Annotated in this window: 18 protein-coding genes and 1 riboswitch; of the genes, 7 read left to right on the forward strand and 11 right to left on the reverse strand. The window is 56.7% G+C overall.

The window, feature by feature from the left end; genetic code table 11:
• Nucleotides 1-352: 352 nt before the first annotated feature.
• From adhE to sgrR, 5 genes are all read right to left on the reverse strand, one after another.
• Entirely contained in the window at nt 353-3,028 is a 2,676-nt protein-coding gene (adhE, locus tag EH206_RS03395) for a bifunctional acetaldehyde-CoA/alcohol dehydrogenase (protein WP_009111417.1), read from the reverse strand.
• Nucleotides 3,029-3,933: 905 nt separating this feature from the next.
• Nucleotides 3,934-4,581: a thiamine ABC transporter ATP-binding protein ThiQ gene (gene thiQ / locus EH206_RS03400; protein WP_009111418.1), complete on the reverse strand. Its 648-nt coding sequence runs from the start codon at nt 4,579-4,581 to the stop codon at nt 3,934-3,936.
• The gene (thiP, locus tag EH206_RS03405; protein WP_009111419.1) at nt 4,565-6,175 is read right to left on the reverse strand and encodes a thiamine/thiamine pyrophosphate ABC transporter permease ThiP; all 1,611 of its coding nucleotides are present in this window, start codon (nt 6,173-6,175) and stop codon (nt 4,565-4,567) included. Before thiP ends, thiQ begins: the two co-directional genes overlap by 17 nt.
• Nucleotides 6,151-7,137 (reverse strand): thiamine ABC transporter substrate binding subunit, encoded by a 987-nt coding sequence (thiB, locus tag EH206_RS03410; RefSeq protein WP_040343642.1) that lies wholly within the window; start codon nt 7,135-7,137, stop codon nt 6,151-6,153. Before thiB ends, thiP begins: the two co-directional genes overlap by 25 nt.
• 109 nt (nt 7,138-7,246) lie before the next feature.
• A riboswitch (TPP riboswitch) is annotated at nt 7,247-7,368 on the reverse strand.
• A gap of 41 nt (nt 7,369-7,409) precedes the next feature.
• The gene (gene sgrR, locus EH206_RS03415) at nt 7,410-9,068 is read right to left on the reverse strand and encodes an HTH-type transcriptional regulator SgrR (protein WP_009111421.1); all 1,659 of its coding nucleotides are present in this window, start codon (nt 9,066-9,068) and stop codon (nt 7,410-7,412) included.
• A 90-nt stretch (nt 9,069-9,158) separates the two neighbouring features.
• Between sgrR and sgrT the strand changes: the two genes are divergently transcribed.
• The gene (gene sgrT / locus EH206_RS03420) at nt 9,159-9,323 is read left to right on the forward strand and encodes a glucose uptake inhibitor SgrT (protein ID WP_009111422.1); all 165 of its coding nucleotides are present in this window, start codon (nt 9,159-9,161) and stop codon (nt 9,321-9,323) included.
• 191 nt (nt 9,324-9,514) lie between these two features.
• Here the strand turns inward: sgrT and leuD are convergent, their stop codons facing one another.
• From leuD to leuL, 5 genes are all read right to left on the reverse strand, one after another.
• Nucleotides 9,515-10,117: a 3-isopropylmalate dehydratase small subunit gene (leuD, locus tag EH206_RS03425; RefSeq protein WP_009111423.1), complete on the reverse strand. Its 603-nt coding sequence runs from the start codon at nt 10,115-10,117 to the stop codon at nt 9,515-9,517.
• A 13-nt stretch (nt 10,118-10,130) separates the two neighbouring features.
• Nucleotides 10,131-11,531, reverse strand: coding sequence for a 3-isopropylmalate dehydratase large subunit (leuC, locus tag EH206_RS03430; protein ID WP_009111424.1), 1,401 nt, complete (start codon nt 11,529-11,531; stop codon nt 10,131-10,133).
• A gap of 2 nt (nt 11,532-11,533) precedes the next feature.
• Nucleotides 11,534-12,625, reverse strand: a complete 1,092-nt coding sequence (gene leuB / locus EH206_RS03435; protein WP_009111425.1) for a 3-isopropylmalate dehydrogenase — start codon at nt 12,623-12,625, stop codon at nt 11,534-11,536.
• On the reverse strand, nt 12,625-14,205 hold the full coding sequence (leuA, locus tag EH206_RS03440; protein WP_009111426.1) for a 2-isopropylmalate synthase: 1,581 nt from the start codon (nt 14,203-14,205) through the stop codon (nt 12,625-12,627). Before leuA ends, leuB begins: the two co-directional genes overlap by 1 nt.
• A 126-nt stretch (nt 14,206-14,331) precedes the next feature.
• Nucleotides 14,332-14,409, reverse strand: a complete 78-nt coding sequence (gene leuL, locus EH206_RS23600) for a leu operon leader peptide (protein ID WP_136163865.1) — start codon at nt 14,407-14,409, stop codon at nt 14,332-14,334.
• Between the two features lie 231 nt (nt 14,410-14,640).
• Here leuL and EH206_RS03450 point away from each other — a divergent pair, with 231 nt between their 5' ends.
• The 6 genes from EH206_RS03450 to def all read left to right on the forward strand — a co-directional run bounded on the left by EH206_RS03450 (nt 14,641) and on the right by def (nt 21,781).
• Complete coding sequence (locus EH206_RS03450; protein ID WP_040342867.1) at nt 14,641-16,446, forward strand: AMP-dependent synthetase/ligase; 1,806 nt, start codon at nt 14,641-14,643, stop codon at nt 16,444-16,446.
• Between the two features lie 77 nt (nt 16,447-16,523).
• Entirely contained in the window at nt 16,524-18,242 is a 1,719-nt protein-coding gene (gene ilvI / locus EH206_RS03455) for an acetolactate synthase 3 large subunit (RefSeq protein WP_009111428.1), read from the forward strand.
• 2 nt (nt 18,243-18,244) lie between these two features.
• Nucleotides 18,245-18,736, forward strand: a complete 492-nt coding sequence (gene ilvN, locus EH206_RS03460) for an acetolactate synthase small subunit (protein ID WP_009111429.1) — start codon at nt 18,245-18,247, stop codon at nt 18,734-18,736.
• Nucleotides 18,737-18,929: 193 nt separating this feature from the next.
• Nucleotides 18,930-19,934 (forward strand): catabolite repressor/activator, encoded by a 1,005-nt coding sequence (cra, locus tag EH206_RS03465; RefSeq protein WP_009111430.1) that lies wholly within the window; start codon nt 18,930-18,932, stop codon nt 19,932-19,934.
• Between the two features lie 98 nt (nt 19,935-20,032).
• The gene (locus EH206_RS03470; protein WP_009111431.1) at nt 20,033-21,238 is read left to right on the forward strand and encodes a DUF2075 domain-containing protein; all 1,206 of its coding nucleotides are present in this window, start codon (nt 20,033-20,035) and stop codon (nt 21,236-21,238) included.
• A gap of 21 nt (nt 21,239-21,259) precedes the next feature.
• Nucleotides 21,260-21,781, forward strand: a complete 522-nt coding sequence (def, locus tag EH206_RS03475; protein WP_009111432.1) for a peptide deformylase — start codon at nt 21,260-21,262, stop codon at nt 21,779-21,781.
• Between the two features lie 20 nt (nt 21,782-21,801).
• On the opposite strand, the gene EH206_RS03480 is transcribed toward def, so the two are convergent.
• Complete coding sequence (locus tag EH206_RS03480) at nt 21,802-22,245, reverse strand: L-alanine exporter AlaE (protein ID WP_009111433.1); 444 nt, start codon at nt 22,243-22,245, stop codon at nt 21,802-21,804.
• Nucleotides 22,246-22,701: the final 456 nt, after the last annotated feature.

A 22,701-nucleotide genomic window follows, 5' to 3' on the forward strand; every position in this document is an offset into this window, starting at 1 on the left:
CTTGGTTTGATTCGGAACCCGTTACGGCGCGCTGCCGACGACCACCACGACCACGCGCACGACGACGACCGCGTCAACATGCGCGGTGCTTAGTAGTGCTGAAGTGGAAGAAGCCTGTCTCATGGGATTCCTGTTAATGGTATGCAACCGCTTTATATAAACACGACTGATGAAAAAGACACAATACCCACAGGGGAAAAACATCAAAAATCCGCGAGTGGATCACATTTGGTGATTTTCGCCCTGCTGCCGGGAAAAGATAGCGATAACTGTCTGTTCTTGCAGGGGGCCGTCAAACAGGGGCTTATGCGCCGTTGCGCATAAGCCCGCAGAGGTGGGTAGAGATTAGCTATCAGCCTTTCGCTTTCCCTTTTTTACCGCCGTTGGTGGTTGCTTTGGATTCCGCGGCCTGCTTCGGCGTATCGCTGTAGGAACGACCGTAGTAGGTATCCAGCAGAATCTGCTTCAGTTCGGAGATCAGCGGGTAGCGCGGGTTGGCGCCGGTGCACTGGTCGTCGAACGCGTCCTCGGACAGTTTATCCACCTTGGCCAGAAACGCCTCTTCCTGCACGCCGAAGTCGCGAATGCTGGCCGGAACGTCCAGCGCCGCCTTGGCTTCCTCCAGCCAGGCCAGCAGTTTGTCGATTTTCTGCCCCACGTCGTCGCCGGGAGCGCTGAGCGCCAGATGATCGGCGATTTCCGCATAGCGTTTGCGCGCCTGCGGGTAGCCGTATTGGCTGAACGTCGCCTGTTTGGTCGGTTTATCGGTGGCGTTATAGCGAATCACATTGCAGATCAGCATGGCGTTGGCCAGACCGTGCGGAATATGGAATTCGGAACCCAGCTTATGCGCCATGGAATGGCACACGCCTAGGAAGGCGTTGGCAAAGGCGATACCGGCAATGGTCGCCGCGCTGTGCACTTTTTCGCGCGCCACCGGGTTTTTCGCCCCTTCCTGATAGCTGGTAACCAGATTGCCGTGCAGCAGTTTCAGCGCCTGCAGTGCCTGTCCGTCGCTGAATTCATTGGCCAGCACCGACACATAGGCTTCCGTGGCGTGGGTGACCGCATCCAGACCGCCGAAGGCGCACAGCGATTTCGGCATGGTCATCACCAGGTCGGCATCGACGATCGCCATATCCGGGGTCAGCGCATAGTCCGCCAGCGGATATTTCTGGCCCGTCGCATCGTCGGTCACCACGGCGAACGGCGTCACTTCGGAGCCGGTGCCGGAGGTGGTGGGCACGCAGATCATCCGCGCTTTCACCCCCATTTTCGGGAAGGTGTGGATGCGTTTGCGGATATCCATAAAGCGCAACGCCAGGTCGTCGAAACGGGTTTCCGGGTGTTCATACATCACCCACATCAGTTTGGCCGCATCCATCGGCGAACCGCCGCCCAGCGCGATGATCACATCCGGTCCGAAAGCGTTCACCTGCTCTGTTCCCTTGCGAACAACGCTCAGCGTCGGGTCGGCTTCTACTTCAAAGAACACTTCGGTAGCGACGCCGTGCTGTTTCAGACGCGATATCACCTGATCGGCATAGCCGTTGTTGAACAGAAAACGGTCGGTGACGATAAATACGCGTTTCGCACCGTCTTGTACGACCTCTGACAGGGCGACGGGAAGCGAACCACGCCGGAAATAGATGGATTTGGGAAGTTTATGCCACAACATATTTTCCGCTCGCTTGGCTACGGTTTTTATATTGAGAAGGTGTTTGGGACCCACGTTTTCCGAGACGGAGTTGCCGCCCCAGGAGCCGCAGCCCAGCGTCAGCGAAGGCACCAGCTTGAAGTTGTACAGATCGCCGATGCCGCCGTAAGAGGTAGGCGTATTGATCAGCACCCGGGAGGTTTTCATCCTTTCACCGAAATAGAGCACGCGGTGGGCATGGTTATCCTGGTCGGTGTACAGGCAACTGGTGTGGCCGATACCTTCCATATTGAGCAGTTTTTCAGCGATATCGACCGCTTCGCTGAAATTCTGCGCCCGGTACAGCGCCAGCGTGGGGGAGAGTTTCTCATGGGCGAAAGGTTCGGTCTCATCGGCTTTACTGACTTCGCCAATCAGCACCTTGGTATCCGGCGGGACGCTGATGCCCGCCATTTCGGCAATCTTTACCGCCGACTGGCCGACGATGGCGGCATTCAGCCCGCCGTTCTTTCTCAGGATTTCGCCTACCGCCGCAAGTTCGTTGCCCTGCAGGATATAGCCGCCCTGAGCGCTAAAATTCGCGCGCACGTCGTCGTAAATGCTCTTGACGACGACGGCGGACTGCTCGGACGAACAGATCATGCCGTTATCGAAGGTTTTCGACATCAGAATGGAGGCGACGAACCGTTTGACGTCGGCGCTTTCATCCACCACCACCGGCGTGTTTCCGGGGCCGACGCCCAGGGCCGGTTTTCCGGAGCTGTAGGCCGCCTTTACCATTCCCGGACCGCCGGTGGCGAGGATCAGATTGATATCCGGGTGATGCATCAACTGGTTGGTCAGGTCAATGGAGGGCTCGGCAATCCAGCCGATGATATCCTCCGGAGCGCCTGCGGCGACCGCGGCCTGAAGCACGATCTCGAGCGCCCTGTTGGTGGAGTTTTTCGCCCGCGGGTGCGGCGAGAAAATAATGCCATTGCGCGTTTTCAGACTGATCAGCGCCTTGAAAATGGCGGTGGAGGTCGGGTTGGTGGTGGGAACGATACCGCAGATCAGACCGACGGGCGCGGCGATCCTGATCGTGCCGTAGGCGTCATCTTCCGACAGGATGCCGCAGGTCTTCTCATTTTTATAGGCGTTGTATATGTATTCGGATGCGAAGTGGTTCTTGGTTACTTTATCCTCCACCACGCCCATACCTGATTCCTCCACCGCCATTTTCGCCAGCGGAATGCGATATGAGGCGGCGGCGAGCGCGGCGGCGTGGAAGATGTTATCTACCTGTTCCTGCGTATAATCGGCGTAGATGCGTTGGGCCTTTTTTACCCGGGCAACCAAGGAGTCAAGATCATCAATTTGTGTTACGGCCATGGTGGTCTCCAATTGAGCAATATATTTGCCAGGGGCTTTCCCTGAGTAAGACGGCAATAGCCCACGAGGCTGGTAACGACGCATCGTGCACGCTTGCCAGGGCTTTTGCTTCCACCTCTGCGGCATGCGTTACACAAACCGATGCCGAGAGTAAATATATTCCGTATCAAATTGGTGACTTTGATTGAGATTGATAACAAATCCCCGCTGGGAGGCTGTTAACGCATTTCTTGCGTCCTGAGCGCAAATTAATAATAGCCGGCTTATTATTTCACATTTGCATTATTAATCGGTATCACGCCAGGATGTAAAAAATCGGCATATCTTTTATTATCAATCTCGATCAAAGTATTTGTTGTTCTTGTGTTAAATTTGGTTATTTAATTGTTAATTAATATCACCTCCTGCCATTTACTTTATTGATCGCAGCCTGCGGATTGATCGGGTTCTTTCTTGAAAACATTGGTAAATATGTTGGGTGTAATGAGTTTTTCTGGTGGCTTTCAGTAATATAAAAATAGTATGGATAATAAAATAGAACAGAAATAATGGGTTGTTTGGTTTATGCGTATTTAGAAAAAGTCGGGAAAATAGCCAACTAAATCAAAAGCATTATTATCTCTACCCATTAAGAATGGTGATGTTGTTATTATGTTGCGTGGCTGTTGTTATAGGGTAATTGCCACGTTGCTCTATGTTTGTTATCAGGTAGCATATTTTATTTTTTAGCGCGTTTCACGCATCAGTTTAAAGTTTTTCCCAGAATAACCGGGTAGATCACAATATGGTGTGAAGAAGCGTCTATTTACGTCGTAAAATAGCCGCTTTTATTTCCTTTTATTAACATTTCCTTTTATGCAATGGCGTTAGTTTTAACCAGAACGGTAAATGACGTTATGACCGCTTTATTTGAGTTTCCGGTTGTCGATGATGCGCCCTTCAGACACGGTGACGGCCCGACTGGCGATATATTGCGCATCATCCAGATTGTGCGACACCATCAGCAGCGTCAGCCGGCGTTCATCGCACACCTGTTCCACCAGTTGCAGCATCTCCAGGCGTAATGCGGGATCGAGCGCGGAGAAGGGTTCATCCAGCAGCAAAATAGGCTGATGGCGCACCAGACAGCGGGCCAGCGCCGCACGCTGCCGTTGGCCGCCGGAAACCTGCGAGGGCAGGCGCTGGAATAACTCGCTTAACCCGACCTGCTGCGCAATATGCCGCAGGGTTTCGCGCTGGTCGGCATTGAGCCGCAAACCGGGATTCAGCCCCAGGGCGATATTTTGCTCGATGGTCAGGTGCGGAAAGAGGTTGTTTTCCTGAAACAGAATGGAGACCGGACGCCTGGCGGGCGGGGTATGGCGATGGTCTTCCCCGTTCAGACGCAGTTCGCCGCCGTCAGCCGGCAGAAAACCGGCGATCAGGTTCAGCAGGGTGCTTTTCCCCGCGCCGCTGGGACCGAGAACGGCAATGCGTTCTCCCGGCAGCACCTGGAGGTCGAAGCGCATGGGCATCTGTTGGTAGAGATAGGTCAGTTTATCGAGAAAGATCATCGCGATCCGCCAGTTTTTCAATCAGGGTGAACAGCATGAAGCACAGCAGCATCAGCAACAGCGCGGTAACGGCGCCGTCGGCGCTGCGATAGGCTCCAATCTGCTGATAAAGGTAAAAGGGCAAGGTGCGGAACTGCTCATTGCCGAACAGGGCGATAACGCCGAAATCGCCGATCGACAGCACGCTGGCAAACGCCAGCGCCTGAGCCAGCGGCTGTTTCAACGCCTTCAATTCAATAATTTTCAGCCGCCGCCAGCCGCGGATATCCAGCGACAGGCAGAGTTGATTATAGCGTTCGGCGATATCCACCATCGGATTTTCCAGCACTTTGAGCGCATAGGGGATGGCCATCAGCGCGTTGGTCAGCACCACCAGGGCATAAGGGGATTGCGGCAATCCCAGCGTATTGTTCAGCAGCAGGAAAAAACCGGTCGCCAGCACGATACCGGGCATGGCGAGGATCAGCATGCCGCTCAGATTCATCAGCTGGCCGGATAGCGGCCGGTGGCGCAGCTTGAGTTCCCGGCTGCTCCATAGCAGCATCATGGTCAGGATGACGCAGATAACGCCGGCGGCCACGGCGATACGCAGCGACGTGAACAGCGTTTGCCACAGCGCGGGCTGTTGCAATACGCTGAGCAGGGAGCGGTTGACGCCGTCTGCCGCCACCGCCAGCAGCGGCGGCACGATCAACAGCAGTGCCGCGCCGATCAGCAGGCTATCGCAGATCCGGCTGAACAGGCTGTCCTGCGGGTTGCGCCATGCCAGTTGCCGGGTGCTGCCCACCGGCAGCATGCGGCCTAATCGTTGGCTCAGCAGCACCAGCCCAAGGCAGCAGGTCATCTGAATAAGCGCCAGCAGCGCGGCGCGCGACGGATCGTAATCAAAGCTCAGCGCCTGATAAATAGCCAGTTCGATGGTGGTGGCCCGCGGTCCTCCCCCCAGCGACAGCACGGTGGCGAAGCTGGCGAAACAGAGCATAAAGATAAGCGCGGCGGTGGGCGGGATCTGCCGGCGCAGCCAGGGCCATTCGACAATGCGGAAATGCTGCCAGCCGTTCATGCCCAGTTGGGCCGCCAACTGACGCTGTTCCGTGGCGATGCCCTCCAGCGACTGCAACAGCAGACGGGTCGCCAGCGGCAGGTTGAAGAAAATATGCGCCAGCAGAATGCCTTGCAGTCCGTAAGGGGAGAAGCGGTAGGGAAGACCCGCCGCCTCCAGCAGATGCGCCAGCCAGCCCTGGCGGCCGTAAACGCTCAGCAGGCCGAAAACCGCCACCAGCACCGGCAGCACCAGGGTCATGGCGCACAGCCGCAATAGCCAGCGGTGGCCGGGGAAACGCCGGCGATAAAGCGCTCTGGCGAGGAAGACCGCCGGCAGGGTGGAGAGCAGGGCGGATAAAAATGCCTGCCAGAAGGTGAAGCGGATAACATGCCACAGATAGCTATCGCGCCATAGCGTCCGCCACTGGTTTTCCGGCGCCTGTAGCCACAGCGCGCCGAAAGCCAGCAGCGCCACCGAGATCAGCAGCGTGGCGGCCAGTCCGCCCGGCCACAGGCTGCCTGCGGTCAGCGGCTGACGGCGCGTTGCCATGCCTGGATCCAGTTATTCCGCTGTTCCGCTACCTGCTGTGCGCTGTATTGCAAGGCTTTTTCCGGTACGGCAAGCGAGGCGAAGCCGGGCGGCAGCTCGGTGTCGGTCACCGGATACATCCAGTTGGTGGTGGGGATCGCCTGTTGGAATGCCGGCGTCAGGATGAACTGCATAAAGCGTTTCGCCAGCGCCGGGTTTTTGCTGGACGCCAGCTGTCCGGCGACTTCGATTTGCAGATAGTGCCCTTCGCTGAAGTTTGCCGCGGCGTAGCTGTCTTTTTTCTCTTCAATGATGTGATAGGCCGGGGAAGTGGTGTAGCTGAGCACCAGGTCGGCCTCGCCTTTCAGAAACAGACCGTAGGCTTCGCTCCAGCCTTTGGTGACGGTAACCGTTTTTTTCGCCAGCTTTTGCCACGCCTGCGGCGCCTGTTCGCCGTACACCTGCTGCATCCATAGCAGCAGCCCCAATCCCGGGGTGCTGGTGCGGGGATCCTGATAAATCACTTTCCACGGCTCGCTGCTGTCGACCAGTTCATGCAGGCTCCGGGGGGGATTCTTCAGCTTCTCCTTGTTGTAGACAAAGGCGAAATAGCCGTAGTCATAGGGCACGAAGGTGGCGTTGTTCCAGCCGCCGGGAACCTTCACGGCCGCGGCGGTATCCAACTGGTGTCGGCTAAATAGCCCGGTCTGTTCCGCCGCCTGCAATAGGTTATTATCCAACCCCAGAATGATATCCGCTTTGCTGTTTTTGCCCTCCATGCGCAGGCGGTTCAGCAGCGAGGCGCCATCTTCCAGCGCCACAAAATTCAGTTCGCACTCACACTCTTTTTCAAAAGCGGTTTTGATCACCGGGCCGGGGCCCCATTCGGACGCGAAGGAGTCGTAGGTGTAAACGGTGAGCGCCGGTTTGGCGAACGCCGGCGCCGACATCAGCAGCAGGCAGGGAAGGATTTTTTTCCACAGGGAAAGCGGGCGTTTCAGCGGCCCGGGTTTTAACCCGTTTTGTTTTAATAGCGATGTAATTAACACTTTGCACTCCTGTCGTTATAGGGTGGCAAAGGTCTTTGAGTCAGCGATGAACACTCTCAAATCCCTTCGCCGGTATTAACCGGATCAGGTTCGACGGGTATTTTCTCAGCGAAAAACGCGTTAGAGACAGTTGATAAAGCCGTTTTCGCACCCCGTTGAGAACGGCCTATTGTAAAGGCTTGGGGAGGGCAGGGAAAGCCGGGTCGTCAGTTTTCCGGCGGGGCGAACCAGGCGGATTTGAAATCGAACCATCCCAGGGTATTCATACGGATGCCGCGCATGCTGCGCTGTCCCTGTAGTTGCAGCCAGTTGTGAAACAGCGGATGCAACTGACCGCTACGCACCAGTTTTTCGCTCCATTCCGCCATCGGCAGCGCTTTGCTGCGCCACAGGCCGGCGTCCTGAAGCAGATCTTCCTCCAGACAATGCTGCATCAACGGCTGTTCGTAAAGCATGGCAAACAGCGAAAATTCCAGGGGCAGATAGCAGTTGACGCTGCACAGCCAGATATCGCTCCGCGCTTCCCCCTGATGCCAATCCTCGTAGGTCACCGTTTGGATGGTCAGTTTAACGCCGTGCGCTTTAAGCACTTTCTTTATTATTTCACCGATCATCTGATATTCGGGATGGTCATGATAGAAGGTCAGGGTGAGCTGTTTCAGTTCCGCCGGTTTTTCCTGCGCTTCGTCCCGCTGCCGGTAATGCCAGCGGGGCAGCAGGCTATAGGCCGGCGACCAGTCGCGCTGATGCGCGCTATCCGCGTGGCCGAGCAGGGCGATCGGGTTGCATATCCGGCACAGCCAGCGGCGCACCTGCGGCTGACCGGCGAGCGGCGAACGCTTATCGAACAGCAGGAAGTAGCACCCCTCTTCCATACGGCTTTCCAACTCATCGTGAGATGAATCATCCGATTCCAGGTGCAGGGAGCAGGGATACACCTCGGTGGCGTCGGGCAGCACCCAGATATTGACCTCGTCAATTAGCGCCCGATAGCCGAAGTAGTCATCAAACGCCTTTATTTTCAGCTGATTATTATTGTTGCGCGTCACGGAGTAAGGGCCGGTTCCGATAGGCTGGCGGGCGAAATCAGGCAGGGTGCGCCACTCCTCCGGCAGGATCATGGCCGGCACGCTGCCCAGCAGCCAGGGCAGCCAGTCGTCGGGGCTGCTCAGCCGGACGTCGATCACGAACGGCATCGGCGAGGTCACGCTAGCGATATGGGAGAACAAGGGAAGCGCATTGAGCCGGGTGAGCGAGGCGATCACGTCTTGCATGGCGAGCTCGCGCCCGTGATGAAAACGAATCGACGGGCGCAGATAAAACCGCCAGTGCAGCGGGGACAACATTTGCCAGTGGTGCGCCAGATCGGGTTTAAGTTCCCCGTTTTCCTCATTTATATTGGTCAGGCCGCTGAAAATCTGCCGGGCGATATGCATTTCCGAGCGCCGCAGGGCGGAACCCGGCAGCAGATTGCGCAGCGGGCGATAGTAAAGAATGCGCAGAATATGTTTGCCCTGGCGGAAACTGCGGCCCAGGTGCGCCAGCAGCATTTGCCGTACGGTGTCTTTATCCCCCACCAACTGCACCAACTGATCGATGCGGTCCTGCTCCAGCAGGTCCTCGGCCCGCTGCTGTTGCAGCGCCAGCCCGGTGTAGATAAAGGTCAGCAGCGAGCGTTTGCCCCGTCCCGCTTCCGCCTGCCAGGTAATCCAGCCCTGTTGCTGCATGGCGCCCAGCAGCGAGCGGATATGGCGGCGTGAACAGCTCAGAACGCTCGCCAGCTCTTGCAGCGTGGTGGCGGTGGTCTGTCCCTGAAAGCGTTGCCATAGGCGCACGAACTGTTGTTGCAGACGGGATGAAGTCATAAAAGAGGAACTCCTGGCCTTGAAGTCATCAATTTATCTTTCCCTATATTACGTTGATACTTTCCCATAATGAAAGCGCGGAGGTGGCTTATGACAATCTCGACACTGTACCGGTTCTATCAGACCTATCTCACAACGTGCCGGGCGAAATGGCTGTGCTGGCTCTCTGCCCGGCAGCGGATAGCGTTATTGCAGCAGGCGACGCAGTGGCAAATAGCGGAAATGTCGGAGGAAGAATATCGTCACTGGATATAGTCGCAGAGAACGATAAGAGAATAATTCTGAGTAATGGTGCATTTCACCAGCCAGCGAAACTTTCCGCTGGCTTTTTTTTTATGTGCGCCGTGACTGGCGCGCCATAAAAAAGAGGTTCCCGACGGGGGAACCTCCTGATGATTATCGATCGTGCGTTATCACCGGCGAACCCGCGTCACCGGTAAGTGCTATCAATGCAGGAACGACGGTTGCTGCCGTTCATAATCGGTAATGGCGGCGTCGTGCTGCAATGTCAGCCCAATGCTGTCCAGGCCGTTAAGCATGCAGTGGCGGCGGAAGCCGTCGATTTCGAACGGGTAGCTGTTGCCGCCCGCCAGCACGGTCTGGTTTTCCAGATCGACGGTAAAGGTAATGCCCTGCTCGCCGTCGACCAGTTTGAACAGCGTATCCACATCCGCTTCGCTCAGCGTCACCGGCAGCAGTTGGTTGTTAAACGCGTTGCCGTAGAAAATATCGGCGAAGCTCGGGGCGATCACCACCTTGAAGCCGTAGTCGGTCAGCGCCCAGGGCGCGTGCTCGCGCGACGAACCGCAGCCGAAGTTTTCACGGGCCAGCAGGATGCTGGCGCCTTTATAGCGAGGTTTATTCAGCACAAAATCAGGATTGGGCTGCTGGCCGGACTCGTCCAGAAAGCGCCAGTCGTTGAACAGGTGCTGACCGAAACCGGTGCGCGTCACCTTTTGCAGAAACTGCTTGGGAATAATCGCGTCGGTATCAACGTTAGCGGCATCCAGAGGAACCACCAGACCGGTATGTTGGGTAAATTTAGTCATGTCGGCGTCTCTCTTAATTCAACTCGCGGATATCGGCGAAGCGGCCGGTAACGGCGGCGGCGGCGGCCATCGCCGGGCTCACCAGATGCGTGCGTCCGGCGCGTCCCTGACGGCCTTCAAAGTTACGGTTGCTGGTGGAGGCGCAGCGCTCGCCGGGGTTCAGGCGGTCGTTGTTCATGGCCAGACACATGGAGCAACCGGGCAGGCGCCACTCGAAGCCGGCTTCGATAAACACTTTATCCAGCCCTTCCAGTTCGGCCATGGCTTTCACCGGTCCGGAGCCGGGCACCACGATAGCCTGCACGCCGTTGGCGACCTTACGGCCTTTGGCGACTTCCGCCGCCGCGCGCAGGTCTTCAATGCGCGAGTTGGTGCAGGAGCCGATAAACACTTTGTCGATCGCCACCTCGGTCAGTTTGATGCCGGGCTGCAAATCCATATAGGCCAGCGCCTTGGCCGCCGACGCGCGTTCCACCGGATCGCTGAAGGATTCCGGCGACGGAATCACCTGATTGACGGCAATCACCTGGCCGGGGTTGGTGCCCCAGGTTACCTGCGGGGCGATGTCGGCGGCATCCAGCGTGACGACGCTGTCGAAGCCGGCGTCGTCGTCGGACTTCAGCGTACGCCAGTAAGCGACGGCGGCGTCCCAGTCGGCGCCTTTCGGCGCGAACTGACGCCCTTTCAGATAGGCGAACGTGGTTTCGTCCGGCGCCACCAGGCCGGCCTTGGCGCCCATTTCAATCGCCATATTGCACAGCGTCATACGGCCTTCCATGCTCAGCGCCCGGATGGCTTTGCCGCAGAATTCCACCACGTGGCCGGTGCCGCCGGCGCTGCCGGTTTTCCCGATAATCGCCAGCACGATATCTTTGGCGGTGATGCCGGGCGCGGCATCGCCGGTGACTTCGATCTTCATGGTTTTGGCGCGGCCCTGCTTCAGGGTTTGCGTTGCCATCACATGTTCGACTTCAGACGTGCCGATGCCAAACGCCAGCGAGCCGAACGCGCCGTGCGTCGCGGTATGGGAGTCGCCGCAGACGATGGTCATGCCCGGCAGCGTCATCCCCTGTTCCGGGCCGATAACGTGCACGATCCCCTGGTACGGATGGTTCAGGTCATACAGCTGCACGCCGAATTCGGCGCAGTTCTTGATCAGCTCCTGCATCTGGATACGCGCCATTTCGCCGCTGGCGTTGATATCTTTCGTCTGGGTAGAGACGTTGTGATCCATGGTGGCGAAGGTTTTACCCGGCTGACGAAGCTTGCGTCCTTTGGCGCGCAGACCGTCGAAAGCCTGCGGCGAGGTCACTTCGTGCACCAGATGGCGATCGATATACAGCAGGGGCGTTTCATTCGGCGCTTCGCGCACCACATGCGCATCGAATAATTTCTGATATAACGTCTTGCTCATGGTTATGCCCCTTGCGCCACAAACCGGGCAATGGCATCACCCATCTCATTGGTGCCGACGGCCTGGCCGTCGCTTGCCAGATCGGCGGTGCGATAGCCTTCAGCCAGGGCGGTATTCACGGCTTTTTCAATCGCGCCGGCCGCGTCGTCGGCGCCCAGGCTGTAACGCAGCAGCAGCGCCAGCGATAAAATCTGCGCCACCGGGTTGGCGATGTTTTTACCGGCGATATCCGGCGCGGAGCCGCCGGCGGGTTCGTACAGGCCGAACCCCTGTTCGTTCAGGCTGGCGGACGGCAGCATGCCCATCGAACCGGTGATCATCGCGCACTCGTCGGACAGAATGTCGCCGAACAGGTTGGAGCACAGCAGCACGTCGAACTGGGAGGGATCTTTAATCAGCTGCATGGTGGCGTTGTCGATATACAGATGAGACAGCTTCACATCCGGATATTCCTTGGCGATTTCAGTGACGATTTCACGCCACAGGATGGAGCTTTGCAGCACGTTGGCCTTATCGATGGAGGTTACTACGCCGCGCCGTTTGCGTGCCGATTGAAAGGCGATATGGGCGATGCGTTCAATTTCGAAGCGGTGATACACCTCGGTATCGAAGGCGCGCTCGTACTGGCCGCTGCCTTCGCGGCCTTTCGGCTGGCCGAAATAGATGCCGCCGGTCAGTTCACGCACGCACAGGATATCGAAGCCTTTGGCGGCGATGTCGCCGCGCAGCGGGCAGAACGCTTCCAGCCCCTGATACAGACGCGCCGGGCGCAGGTTGCTGAACAGGCGGAAATGCTTGCGCAACGGCAGCAATGCGCCGCGCTCAGGCTGTTCGGCCGGCGGCAGATGCTCCCATTTCGGCCCGCCGACCGAACCGAACAGGATCGCATCGGCCTGCTCGCAGCCGGCGATGGTCGCCTGCGGCAGCGGCGTACCCTGACGGTCGATGGCGCTACCGCCCACGTCGTATTCGCTGGTGGTGATCCCTATGCCGAAGCGCTGACGCACCGCGTCCAATACTTTGTGCGCCTGCGCCATTACTTCCGGCCCGATGCCGTCTCCGGGTAAGACGGCGATATGGTAACTCTTTGTCATCACACTGTTTCCTGACTATTTTGTTGTTTGCTGTTGTGCTGTTGCAGACGCTGAATTTCTTTTTCTACCTGCTGAGCGCGTTTAATGTTGTTCAGAACGTTCACCATTGCCTGCGCGGAGGATTCAACGATATCCGTCGCCAGACCGACGCCGTGGAAACGGCGTCCCTGATAATTCGCCACAATATCAACCTGACCCAGCGCATCGCGGCCTTGCCCTTTGGCGGTCAACTGATATTTAACCAGTGAAATCTGGTAGCCGGTAATACGGTTAATCGCCTGATAGACGGCGTCGACGGGGCCGTTGCCGGTGGCGGCCTCGGACTGGGTTTCATCGCCGCAGATCAGTTTGACCGAGGCGGTCGCCATCACGCTGGAGCCCGATTGTACGCTGAAATAGTCCAGACGATAAAACTCGGCCTCTTCCTGCTTGTTATTGATAAAGGCCAGCGCTTCCAGATCGTAATCGAATACCTGGCCTTTTTTGTCCGCCAGTTTCAGGAACTCGGCGTACAAGCTATCCAGATTATAATCGCTGTCGTGATAGCCCATCTCTTCCATGCGGTGCTTGACGGCCGCACGGCCGGAGCGGGAAGTCAGATTCAACTGGACCTCTTTCAGACCGATGGATTCCGGCGTCATGATTTCATAATTTTCGCGATTTTTCAGCACGCCGTCCTGGTGAATGCCGGAAGAGTGGGCGAAAGCGTTGGCGCCCACCACGGCTTTATTGGCCGGGATCGGCATATTGCAAATCTGGCTGACCAGTTGGCTGGTACGGTAGATTTCCTGATGATTGATGGCGGTCTGGACGTTGAGAATGTCATGACGGGTTTTGATCGCCATGATCACTTCTTCCAGCGCGCAGTTGCCGGCGCGTTCGCCGATGCCGTTCAGCGTGCCTTCAACCTGACGCGCGCCGGCGTTGACCGCCGCCATGGCGTTGCCCACCGCCAGACCGAGATCGTCATGGGTATGAACGGAGATAATGGCTTTATCGATGTTGGGAACGCGCTGGTACAGGGAAGAGATGATATTGCTGAATTCGTGGGGCAGGGTATAACCGACCGTGTCCGGAATATTGATGGTGCGGGCGCCGGCGTTGATGGCGGCCTCCACCACGCGACACAGATCGGCGATTGGCGTGCGCCCGGCGTCTTCGCAGGAGAATTCCACGTCGTCGGTGTAGTTGCGCGCGCGTTTGATCATGTAAATCGCCCGCTCGATAACCTCGTCCAGCGTACTGCGCAGTTTGGTGGCGATATGCATCGGCGAGGTGGCGATAAAGGTGTGGATGCGGAAGGCATCGGCCACGCGCAGCGCCTCGGCGGCCACGTCAATATCTTTTTCAACGCAGCGCGAGAGGGCGCAAACCCGGCTGTTTTTGATATGGCGGGCAATGGTCTGTACGGATTCGAAATCGCCGGGCGAGGAAACCGGGAAGCCCACTTCCATTACGTCAATGCCCATTCTTTCCAGCGCCAGCGCGATTTGCAGTTTCTCTTTGACGCTCAGACTGGCCTGCAGCGCCTGTTCACCGTCACGCAATGTGGTATCGAAAATAATGACTTGCTGGCTCATCGATTGGTTTCCTTATCGTATTTACTTAGCGCCCGGCGGGTTAGTTAGTATGGAGGCCGGGATTGCCCGCCATAAAAAAACCCGCGCATCGGCGCGGGTTTTTTATTTGGTGGCGTGAAATCAGTTCTAAATTCCTCCCACCGGCATACCGCGCAATGTAGATGCGTTTAGTAGTAGGCCTAGTAGGAAAGTGAAGTTGAACATGAAGTCTCGTCATCTGAAATTTGTGAAGTGCTCTATTGGTACTTGATTAGCAGGGTTATGTCAACCTTTGATTTGGTGTGATCCGCGTCAAGTAAAGCAGCGGGGGGGTACTGCCGGCGTTAGAAAGAGTGTTGCAGTTTTATTCTTTAACGGTAGACTGCGTCCCAAATAATTTACAACTGTACGCTGAAATTTTCAGGCTAACTTTCCTCTGTGGGCAGTCTCTTGCAAATGAATGAGCATTTACAGCAATACCATGTAGTACACCGGATACAGCAGCAGGTTGAACATTGTTCAGGTCGCAGCGCGTTACGGGAATGGACGCCGGACGGAGAACGGCGGCTTACCTGGGCCCAGGCGGGGCGGCGCATACGGCGAATCGCCAGCGCCCTGCTGGCGCAGGGGCTGGACGTGCAGGAGCGCGCGGCGATTTTCTCGCATAATTCACTGAACTGGTCGCTGGTCGATCTGGCGATGCTGCACCTGCGGGCCATCAGCGTGCCGATCTATGCCACCAACACCGCCGCGCAGGCGGCGTTTATCATTAACGACGCCGATATCCGCACCATTTTTGTCGGCGGTCAGGCGCAGTTCGATGCCCTGCTGGCGCTGCGGGAAACCTGTCCGCAATTACGCAATATCATTGTGATGGACGACGGCGTGGATTTGCGCGGCTGCGATATTGCCGTGACGCTGCGCGAATTCGAAGCGCAGGCGGTGGATGCGTTCTGGCGCGATGAGCTGCAAAAGCGGATTGACGGCCGCGATCTCAACGATCTGTTTACCCTGATTTATACCTCCGGCACCACCGGCGAACCGAAAGGCGTGATGCTGGACTACGCCAATATGGCGATGCAGCTCAAGCTGCACGACCTGCGCTTGCGCGTGACGGAGACGGATATTTCCCTGTGCTTTCTGCCGTTGTCGCACGTGTTTGAACGGGCCTGGAGCTTCTTTATCATGCACAGCGGCGCGCAAAACGTGTATCTCAACGACACCAATCTGGTGCGCGCCGCCATGCAGGCGGTTAAACCGACTATGATGTGTGCGGTGCCCCGCTTTTATGAAAAGGTGTACAGCGCGATTTATGAAAAAGCGGCGCAGGCGCCCTGGTATCGCCAGCGCTTATTCCACTGGGCCGTCGCCCAGGGGCGGCGGGTCTTTCTGCTGCGGCGCGCCGGCAAACACCCCGGCGCGTGGCGTCGCTTGATGCATCGCTACGCCGACCGTCTGGTGCTGGGAAAATTACGCCAGCTATTGGGCGGGCAGATCAGGTTCCTGCCCGCCGCCGGCGCCCGGTTGGACGACAATATCATTCTGTTTTTCCAGTCGATGGGCATCCGCATCGTCTATGGCTACGGCATGACGGAAACCTGCGCCACGGTTTCCTGCTGGGAAGAAGAGAACTTCCGCCTGGGGTCGATCGGCACGCCCTTGCCGGAAATTGAGGTGCGCATCGGTGCGGATAATGAAATTCAGGTGCGCGGCGCCACGGTGATGCGCGGTTATTTCCATCGTCCGCAGGAAACGGCGGACGCCTTTACGGCGGATGGCTGGCTGAAAACCGGCGATGCCGGCGAACTGGATGCGCAAGGCAATCTGTTTATTACCGAACGCCTGAAAGATCTGATGAAAACCTCCGGCGGCAAATACATCGCTCCGCAACACCTGGAAGGCACGCTGGGGCAGGATCGCTTTATCGAACAGGTGGCGGTGATCGCCGATGCGCGAAAATACGTGTCGGCGCTGATTGTTCCCTGTTTTGAAGCACTGGAAGAGCACGCCCGTTCGATCAATCTGAAATATCACGATCGTCTGGAACTGCTGCGCCACAGCCATATTATCGAACTGTTCGAGCAACGTCTGCGCGAGATACAGAAAGAGCTGTCCCGCGTTGAACAGGTGAAAAAATTCACCCTGTTGCCGGCGCCGTTTTCGATGGATGAGGGCGAACTGACGCCGACGTTGAAACTACGCCGCAAGGTGATTCATCAGCGTTATCAGTTGGAAATCGACGCCATGTATTCTGAATCATGACGGTTGCCTGAGTTATCATCTCGCGTTATTTTGATTAGTTATATTTAAAAAACCCTACAGTGTTAAGAGGCAAACCCATGGAGATGTTGTCAGGCGCCGAGATGGTGGTCCGATCGTTAATCGATCAGGGCGTAAAACATGTATTCGGCTATCCCGGCGGCGCGGTGCTGGATGTTTACGACGCCTTGCATACGGTTGGCGGTATTGAACATATTTTGGTGCGCCACGAACAAGGCGCGGTGCATATGGCCGATGGCTATGCGCGCGCCACCGGCGAGGTCGGCGTAGTGCTGGTGACCTCCGGTCCCGGCGCGACCAACGCCATTACCGGCATCGCCACCGCTTATATGGATTCGATTCCCTTGGTGGTAATCTCCGGTCAGGTGGCGACATCGCTGATTGGCTACGACGCTTTTCAAGAGTGCGATATGGTGGGGATTTCCCGGCCCATCGTGAAGCACAGCTTTCTGGTCAAACAGGCGGAAGATGTGCCGACGGTGCTGAAAAAAGCCTTTTATCTGGCGTCCAGCGGCCGTCCCGGTCCTGTGGTGGTGGATTTGCCGAAAGACGTGATGAATCCGGCCAATAAGCAGCCTTACGCTTATCCCGATCGCGTCAGCATGCGCTCCTATAACCCGACGGTCCAGGGGCATAAAGGGCAGATTCGGCGCGCGTTGCAAACCCTGCTGGCGGCGGAAAAACCGATTATTTACAGCGGCGGCGGGGTGATCAACTCCGGCTGCCATCAGGAACTGCTGGCGCTGGCGGAAAAACTCAATCTGCCGGTAGCCAGCTCGCTGATGGGGTTAGGCGGCTTCCCCGGCACGCATCGTCAAAGTCTGGGCATGCTCGGGATGCATGGCACCTACGAAGCCAATATGGCGATGCATAACGCCGACGTGATTTTCGCCGTCGGCGTACGCTTTGACGATCGCACCACCAATAATCTGGCCAAGTATTGCCCGGATGCCACGGTGTTGCATATTGATATCGATCCCGCTTCAATCTCCAAAACGGTAAACGCCGATATTCCCATCGTCGGCGATGCCCGCCAGGTATTAACCCTGATGCTGGAGTTGCTGGCGCAGGATGAGGCGCAGCAGCAGTTTGACGCACTGCGCGACTGGTGGCGCAACATCGAGCAGTGGCGCGCCCGCCACTGCCTGAAGTACAGCGCGGAAGGGGATAAGATCAAGCCGCAGGCGGTGATTGAAACGCTGTATCGGCTGACCGGCGGTAATGCCTATGTCGCCTCGGACGTGGGCCAGCATCAGATGTTCGCCGCCCTTTACTATCCTTTCGATCGGCCGCGCCGCTGGGTCAACTCCGGCGGTTTGGGCACCATGGGATTCGGCCTGCCCGCCGCGCTGGGGATCAAGCTGGCGCTGCCGCAGGAAACGGTTATCTGCGTCACCGGCGACGGCAGCATTCAGATGAATATTCAGGAACTCTCCACCGCGCTGCAGTATGACCTGCCGATAGTGGTGGTTAACCTGAACAACCGGTTCCTCGGCATGGTGAAACAGTGGCAGGATATGATCTATTCCGGCCGCCACTCCAGTTCCTATATGGAGTCCCTGCCGGATTTCGTCAAGCTGGCGGAGGCCTATGGGCATATCGGCATCGCCATTGATACCCCTGACGAACTGGAAAGCAAGCTGGCGCAGGCGCTGGCGCAGAAAAACCGTCTGGTGTTCGTGGATGTCAAAATCGACAGCGGCGAGCACGTTTACCCGATGCAGATCCGCGGCGGCGGGATGGATGAGATGTGGCTAAGCAAAACGGAGAGGACCTGATCATGCGGCGGATTTTATCGGTATTACTTGAAAATGAATCCGGCGCATTGTCACGCGTCGTCGGCCTGTTCTCGCAGCGCGGTTACAATATTGAAAGCCTGACGGTGGCGCCGACCGACGATCCCACGCTGTCGCGCATGACCATTCAAACCGTTGGCGATGAAAAAGCGCTGGAGCAGATAGAGAAGCAACTGCATAAGTTGGTGGATGTGCTGCGCGTCAGCGAGCTGGGACAGGGTTCCCACGTCGAGCGCGAAATCATGCTGGTGAAGCTGCAGGCGACGGGCTACGGCCGTGAGGAAGTCAAGCGCTGCGCCGAGATTTTTCGCGGGCAGATTGTGGATGTCACCTCCTCGCTTTATACCGTTCAACTGGCCGGCACCAGCGATAAGCTGGATGCGTTCCTCAATGCCGTACGTGAAGTGGCGGAGATTGTGGAAGTGGCGCGTTCCGGGATCGTCGGCGTATCCCGCGGCGATAAAATCATGCGTTAGGGGGATTTAGCGCGGATTTTTGCCGTAGCAGGCCCGATAATCGCATCGGGCCGGTTAATTTTTTCCTTCTATAACTTATAAATGATAAAAGCGGTTGCCGTTCAGTTGCGTCTGCGGTTAGATCTACGCCATATCCATGATGAGCTTATGGTCATCGCTCTATTTTATTTATCCGGCTTACTAAGGGGTTACCGTGAAACTGGATGAAATCGCGCGTCTTGCGGGTGTTTCACGCACTACTGCCAGTTATGTGATCAATGGAAAAGCAAAACAGTATCGCGTCAGCGATAAGACCGTTGAGAAAGTGATGGCGGTGGTCAGAGAACATAATTATCATCCCAACGCCGTCGCCGCCGGATTACGTGCCGGACGCACCCGTTCCATTGGTCTGGTGATCCCTGATTTGGAAAATACCAGCTATACGCGGATTGCCAATTATCTGGAGCGTCAGGCGCGACAGCGCGGATATCAGCTGTTGATCGCCTGTTCCGAAGATCAGCCGGATAACGAAATGCGCTGCATCGAACACCTGCTGCAACGCCAGGTCGATGCGATCATCGTGTCAACGGCGCTGCCGCCGGAGCACCCGTTCTACCAGCGCTGGGTGAATAACAGACTGCCGATTATCGCGCTGGACCGGGCGCTGGATCGCGAACATTTCACCAGCGTGGTCGGCGCCGATCTCGAAGATTCCGAAATGCTGGCGCAAGAACTGAGGAAAATCCCGGCCGAATCCGTTCTTTATCTCGGGGCGCTGCCTGAGCTTTCCGTCAGTTTCCTGCGTGAACAGGGGTTTCGCCAGGCCTGGGCCGACGATGCGCGGGAAGTGCATTATCTGTATGCCAATAGCTATGAGCGCACGGCGGCGGCGGCGGCGTTTGCCCAGTACCTTAACGATCATCCGATGCCGAAAGCGCTGTTCACTACCGCTTTTCCGCTGTTGCAGGGGGTGATGGACGTTACGCTGCGCCAGAGCGGACGTTTGCCGAATAATCTGGCCATCGCCACCTTTGGCGATAACGAATTGCTGGATTTTCTGGAGTGTCCGGTATTGTCCGTCGCTCAGCGTCATCGTGAAGTGGCGGAACGAGTGCTGGAACTGGTTTTGGCCAGTCTGGACGAACCGAAAAGGCCGAAGCCGGGGCTTAACCGCATTCGCCGCAACCTTTATCGCCGCGGCTCGCTTAGCCGCCGTTAACATCGCTCCCCGGCGCGCTCATATGGGCGCAACGTATGGCGCCCGCCGACGATGAAAAACGAACTGTGTTTTAACCTTTTATAAATCAGTCAGCTAACATGTCAGAAATTAATCAGGCCAGTTTTAAGCTCGCGCCAGGAAAAACGCTTTCCGCCGAGCAGGAGGCGTTAAAGCGCGGTGTCGAGGCGTTCCTGGACCGGCATCGGCATGACCAACATGCGCTCTTCGTTATCCATGGCGAAGCCGGAACGGGCAAAAGCGTTTTATTGAATACCCTGTTCGGCGAGATACAAACCCAGGCCCGCCTGCGGCCGCCGCACCCGCTTTACGGCAGCGAGAACTACCTTCTCGTTAACCATCCCGAGATGCTGAAAGCCTATAAAAATGCCGCCGATAACCAGCCCGCGCTGAGAAAAAAGGATTACGAGCGGCCCACCACTTTTATCAACCGGATGCATAAACGCGGTGCAATTGCCGACATCGTGCTGGTTGACGAAGCGCATCTGCTGCTGACCCGGCGCGATAGCTATAACCATTTTTTCCAGGATAATCATCTGGAGGAGATTATTCGTCTGGCGCGCATCGTGGTGCTGGTTTTCGATGAACAGCAGGTGTTGAAATTCAAGAGTCTGTGGCGGGAAAGCGATCTGTCGCGCATGCTGACTCGCTGGCCGCATGAGGTTTACGCGCTGCGGCGGCAGTTCCGCATGCGTGCGGATGCGGCCAGCCTGCGCTGGATCCGCGCTTTTTGTCAGCGCCGACTGCTGCCGCTGCCGGGGGCGGAAGAGGCTTTCGAGATCGGGATATTCGATGATGCTCAGGCCATGTATGAACGGGTAAAAGAAAAAAATGCCGCCCGCGGCCTGTCGCGTATGTTGTCGACGTATGACTATCCCTATCGGCTGGACGGGCAGGACTATTTTATCGAAGAGGGGCGGTTCCGCTTGCGCTGGGACCGCGCGAAACCAAATGAGCGTCTGCCCTGGGCCGAGCGCGAAGACACCATTGACGAGGTGGGATCGGTTTACACTGTGCAGGGGTTCGATCTGAACTATGTCGGCCTGATTCTGGGGCCGTCGGTGGCGTGGGATGCGCAGCGTGAGGAGATCGTGCTCGATGCGGCCAGATACGAAGATAGCGCGGCTTTTCAGGGCCAATCGCGCATTGAAAATAGCGCCGGGATGAAAGAGCGCATCATGCTCAACGCCATCAATGTGCTGATGACCCGCGCCATTCACGGACTCTATATTTACGCCCACGATCGCGGATTGCGTAACAAGCTGATGTCGCTAGCGCGAAAATAGATAGTAACGGGGAAGATAACCATGGATGCAACTGAAGTGCTTTGGATTGACGATCCGCGGATGAACCAGCGTTCCCGCAACGTCGATATTATTGATGATGAGGTTAAGGCGCTGGTCACGCGCATGTTCGCCGTGATTGACGCCATGAAGGATTCGGGGCTTGCCGCCATCCAGTTGGGCGTTCCGCTGCGCATCGTCGTCATAGACATGGCGGACGAAAAGGGAGAACGCCAGCGCCTGGCGTTGATTAACCCGCAGATAACCCACTCTTCGCCGGAGAAAACGTCACATCTGGAACTGTGCTCTTCTATTCCAGGCCATCCCATGCCGGTGGAACGGGCGAAGCGGGTCAAGGTGGCATTTATCGATCTGGACGGCGCCGCGCGGGAGATCGACGCCGGCGGCGAGTTTGCCGTATGCCTGCAACACGAAATCGATCATCTCGACGGGCTGTCGCTGCTCGACAACCTGTCCGATCTGAAACGTAACCGCCTCAAGACGCAGCTTGCCAAACTGCGTCGCAAAACGGTTTCCCATCAGTGATGCCTTTGCGGGGAAACCGGTTACCCGGTGACGGCGACCCTGAATAACCGGCGGCAGTATTCCAGAAAATAGCCGTATATCACTCCCATCACCATGGAGACGACCGCATTGCTGGCAACGGCGGTCAGCATCTGCGACGAATCCGCCCCGATGGTCCACAGAATGGCGATATAAACCGGCGACTGAAAACTGACGTACGCCAGCAGATCGGCCAGGTTGCGCAGCAGAAAGTGTTGCGGGCCATGGCGTCGGGCGAAGCCGAGCACGCGATCGCGGTAAATGCCGTAGGGCCAGGCAACGACGATATTGACCGGGATAGACAGCAGCCGTGAAGATAAAGACTGTTCAAAGCTCATGCCGGAAAGTCCGATCTCAATCACCATGCCGGTAATAAAGCAATAAACCACCAGGGCGAAGGTATCCGCCGTGGCGCTGCGTAATCTTGAGACCGGGGAAAAGAACATCTTCACTCACTCCATTTTCAGATGGCGAACAAAAATCAGAGTAACGGGTTAATCACGGATTTTTGTTTTGCTTTTTAAATTGTGAGTAGTGTACATCACTGCATTCTTGCTTAATAAGTAGCTAAAAATATTTATTTTTGACCTCCTGATCAGGTTTATCGCTACTTTATCTCTGGTTCGCCGCCGTTTTGCTTTTTTATCGCGAGAATGGTAATAAAATAATTTAAAAACAACAGGTTATTTTAAATTGGCTCTGCTGCGCCATTCAACGGGAAATAACGGCACTAAAAAGCGAAAATGGCCAGCTAAAAATAGCTGGATATATCTCCATGCTTTTTAACCTGCGGCGGTGAATACGCAAAGGCTTTATTTATTCCGTAGTACTTAACTGCGGATTTTTCTTTTTGGCGGCGGATTTTCGATGTGGACAACGTAAATTAAAGTAAATCGGGCGCT

This window comes from Brenneria nigrifluens DSM 30175 = ATCC 13028, from assembly GCF_005484965.1.
GTDB lineage: Bacteria > Pseudomonadota > Gammaproteobacteria > Enterobacterales > Enterobacteriaceae > Brenneria > Brenneria nigrifluens.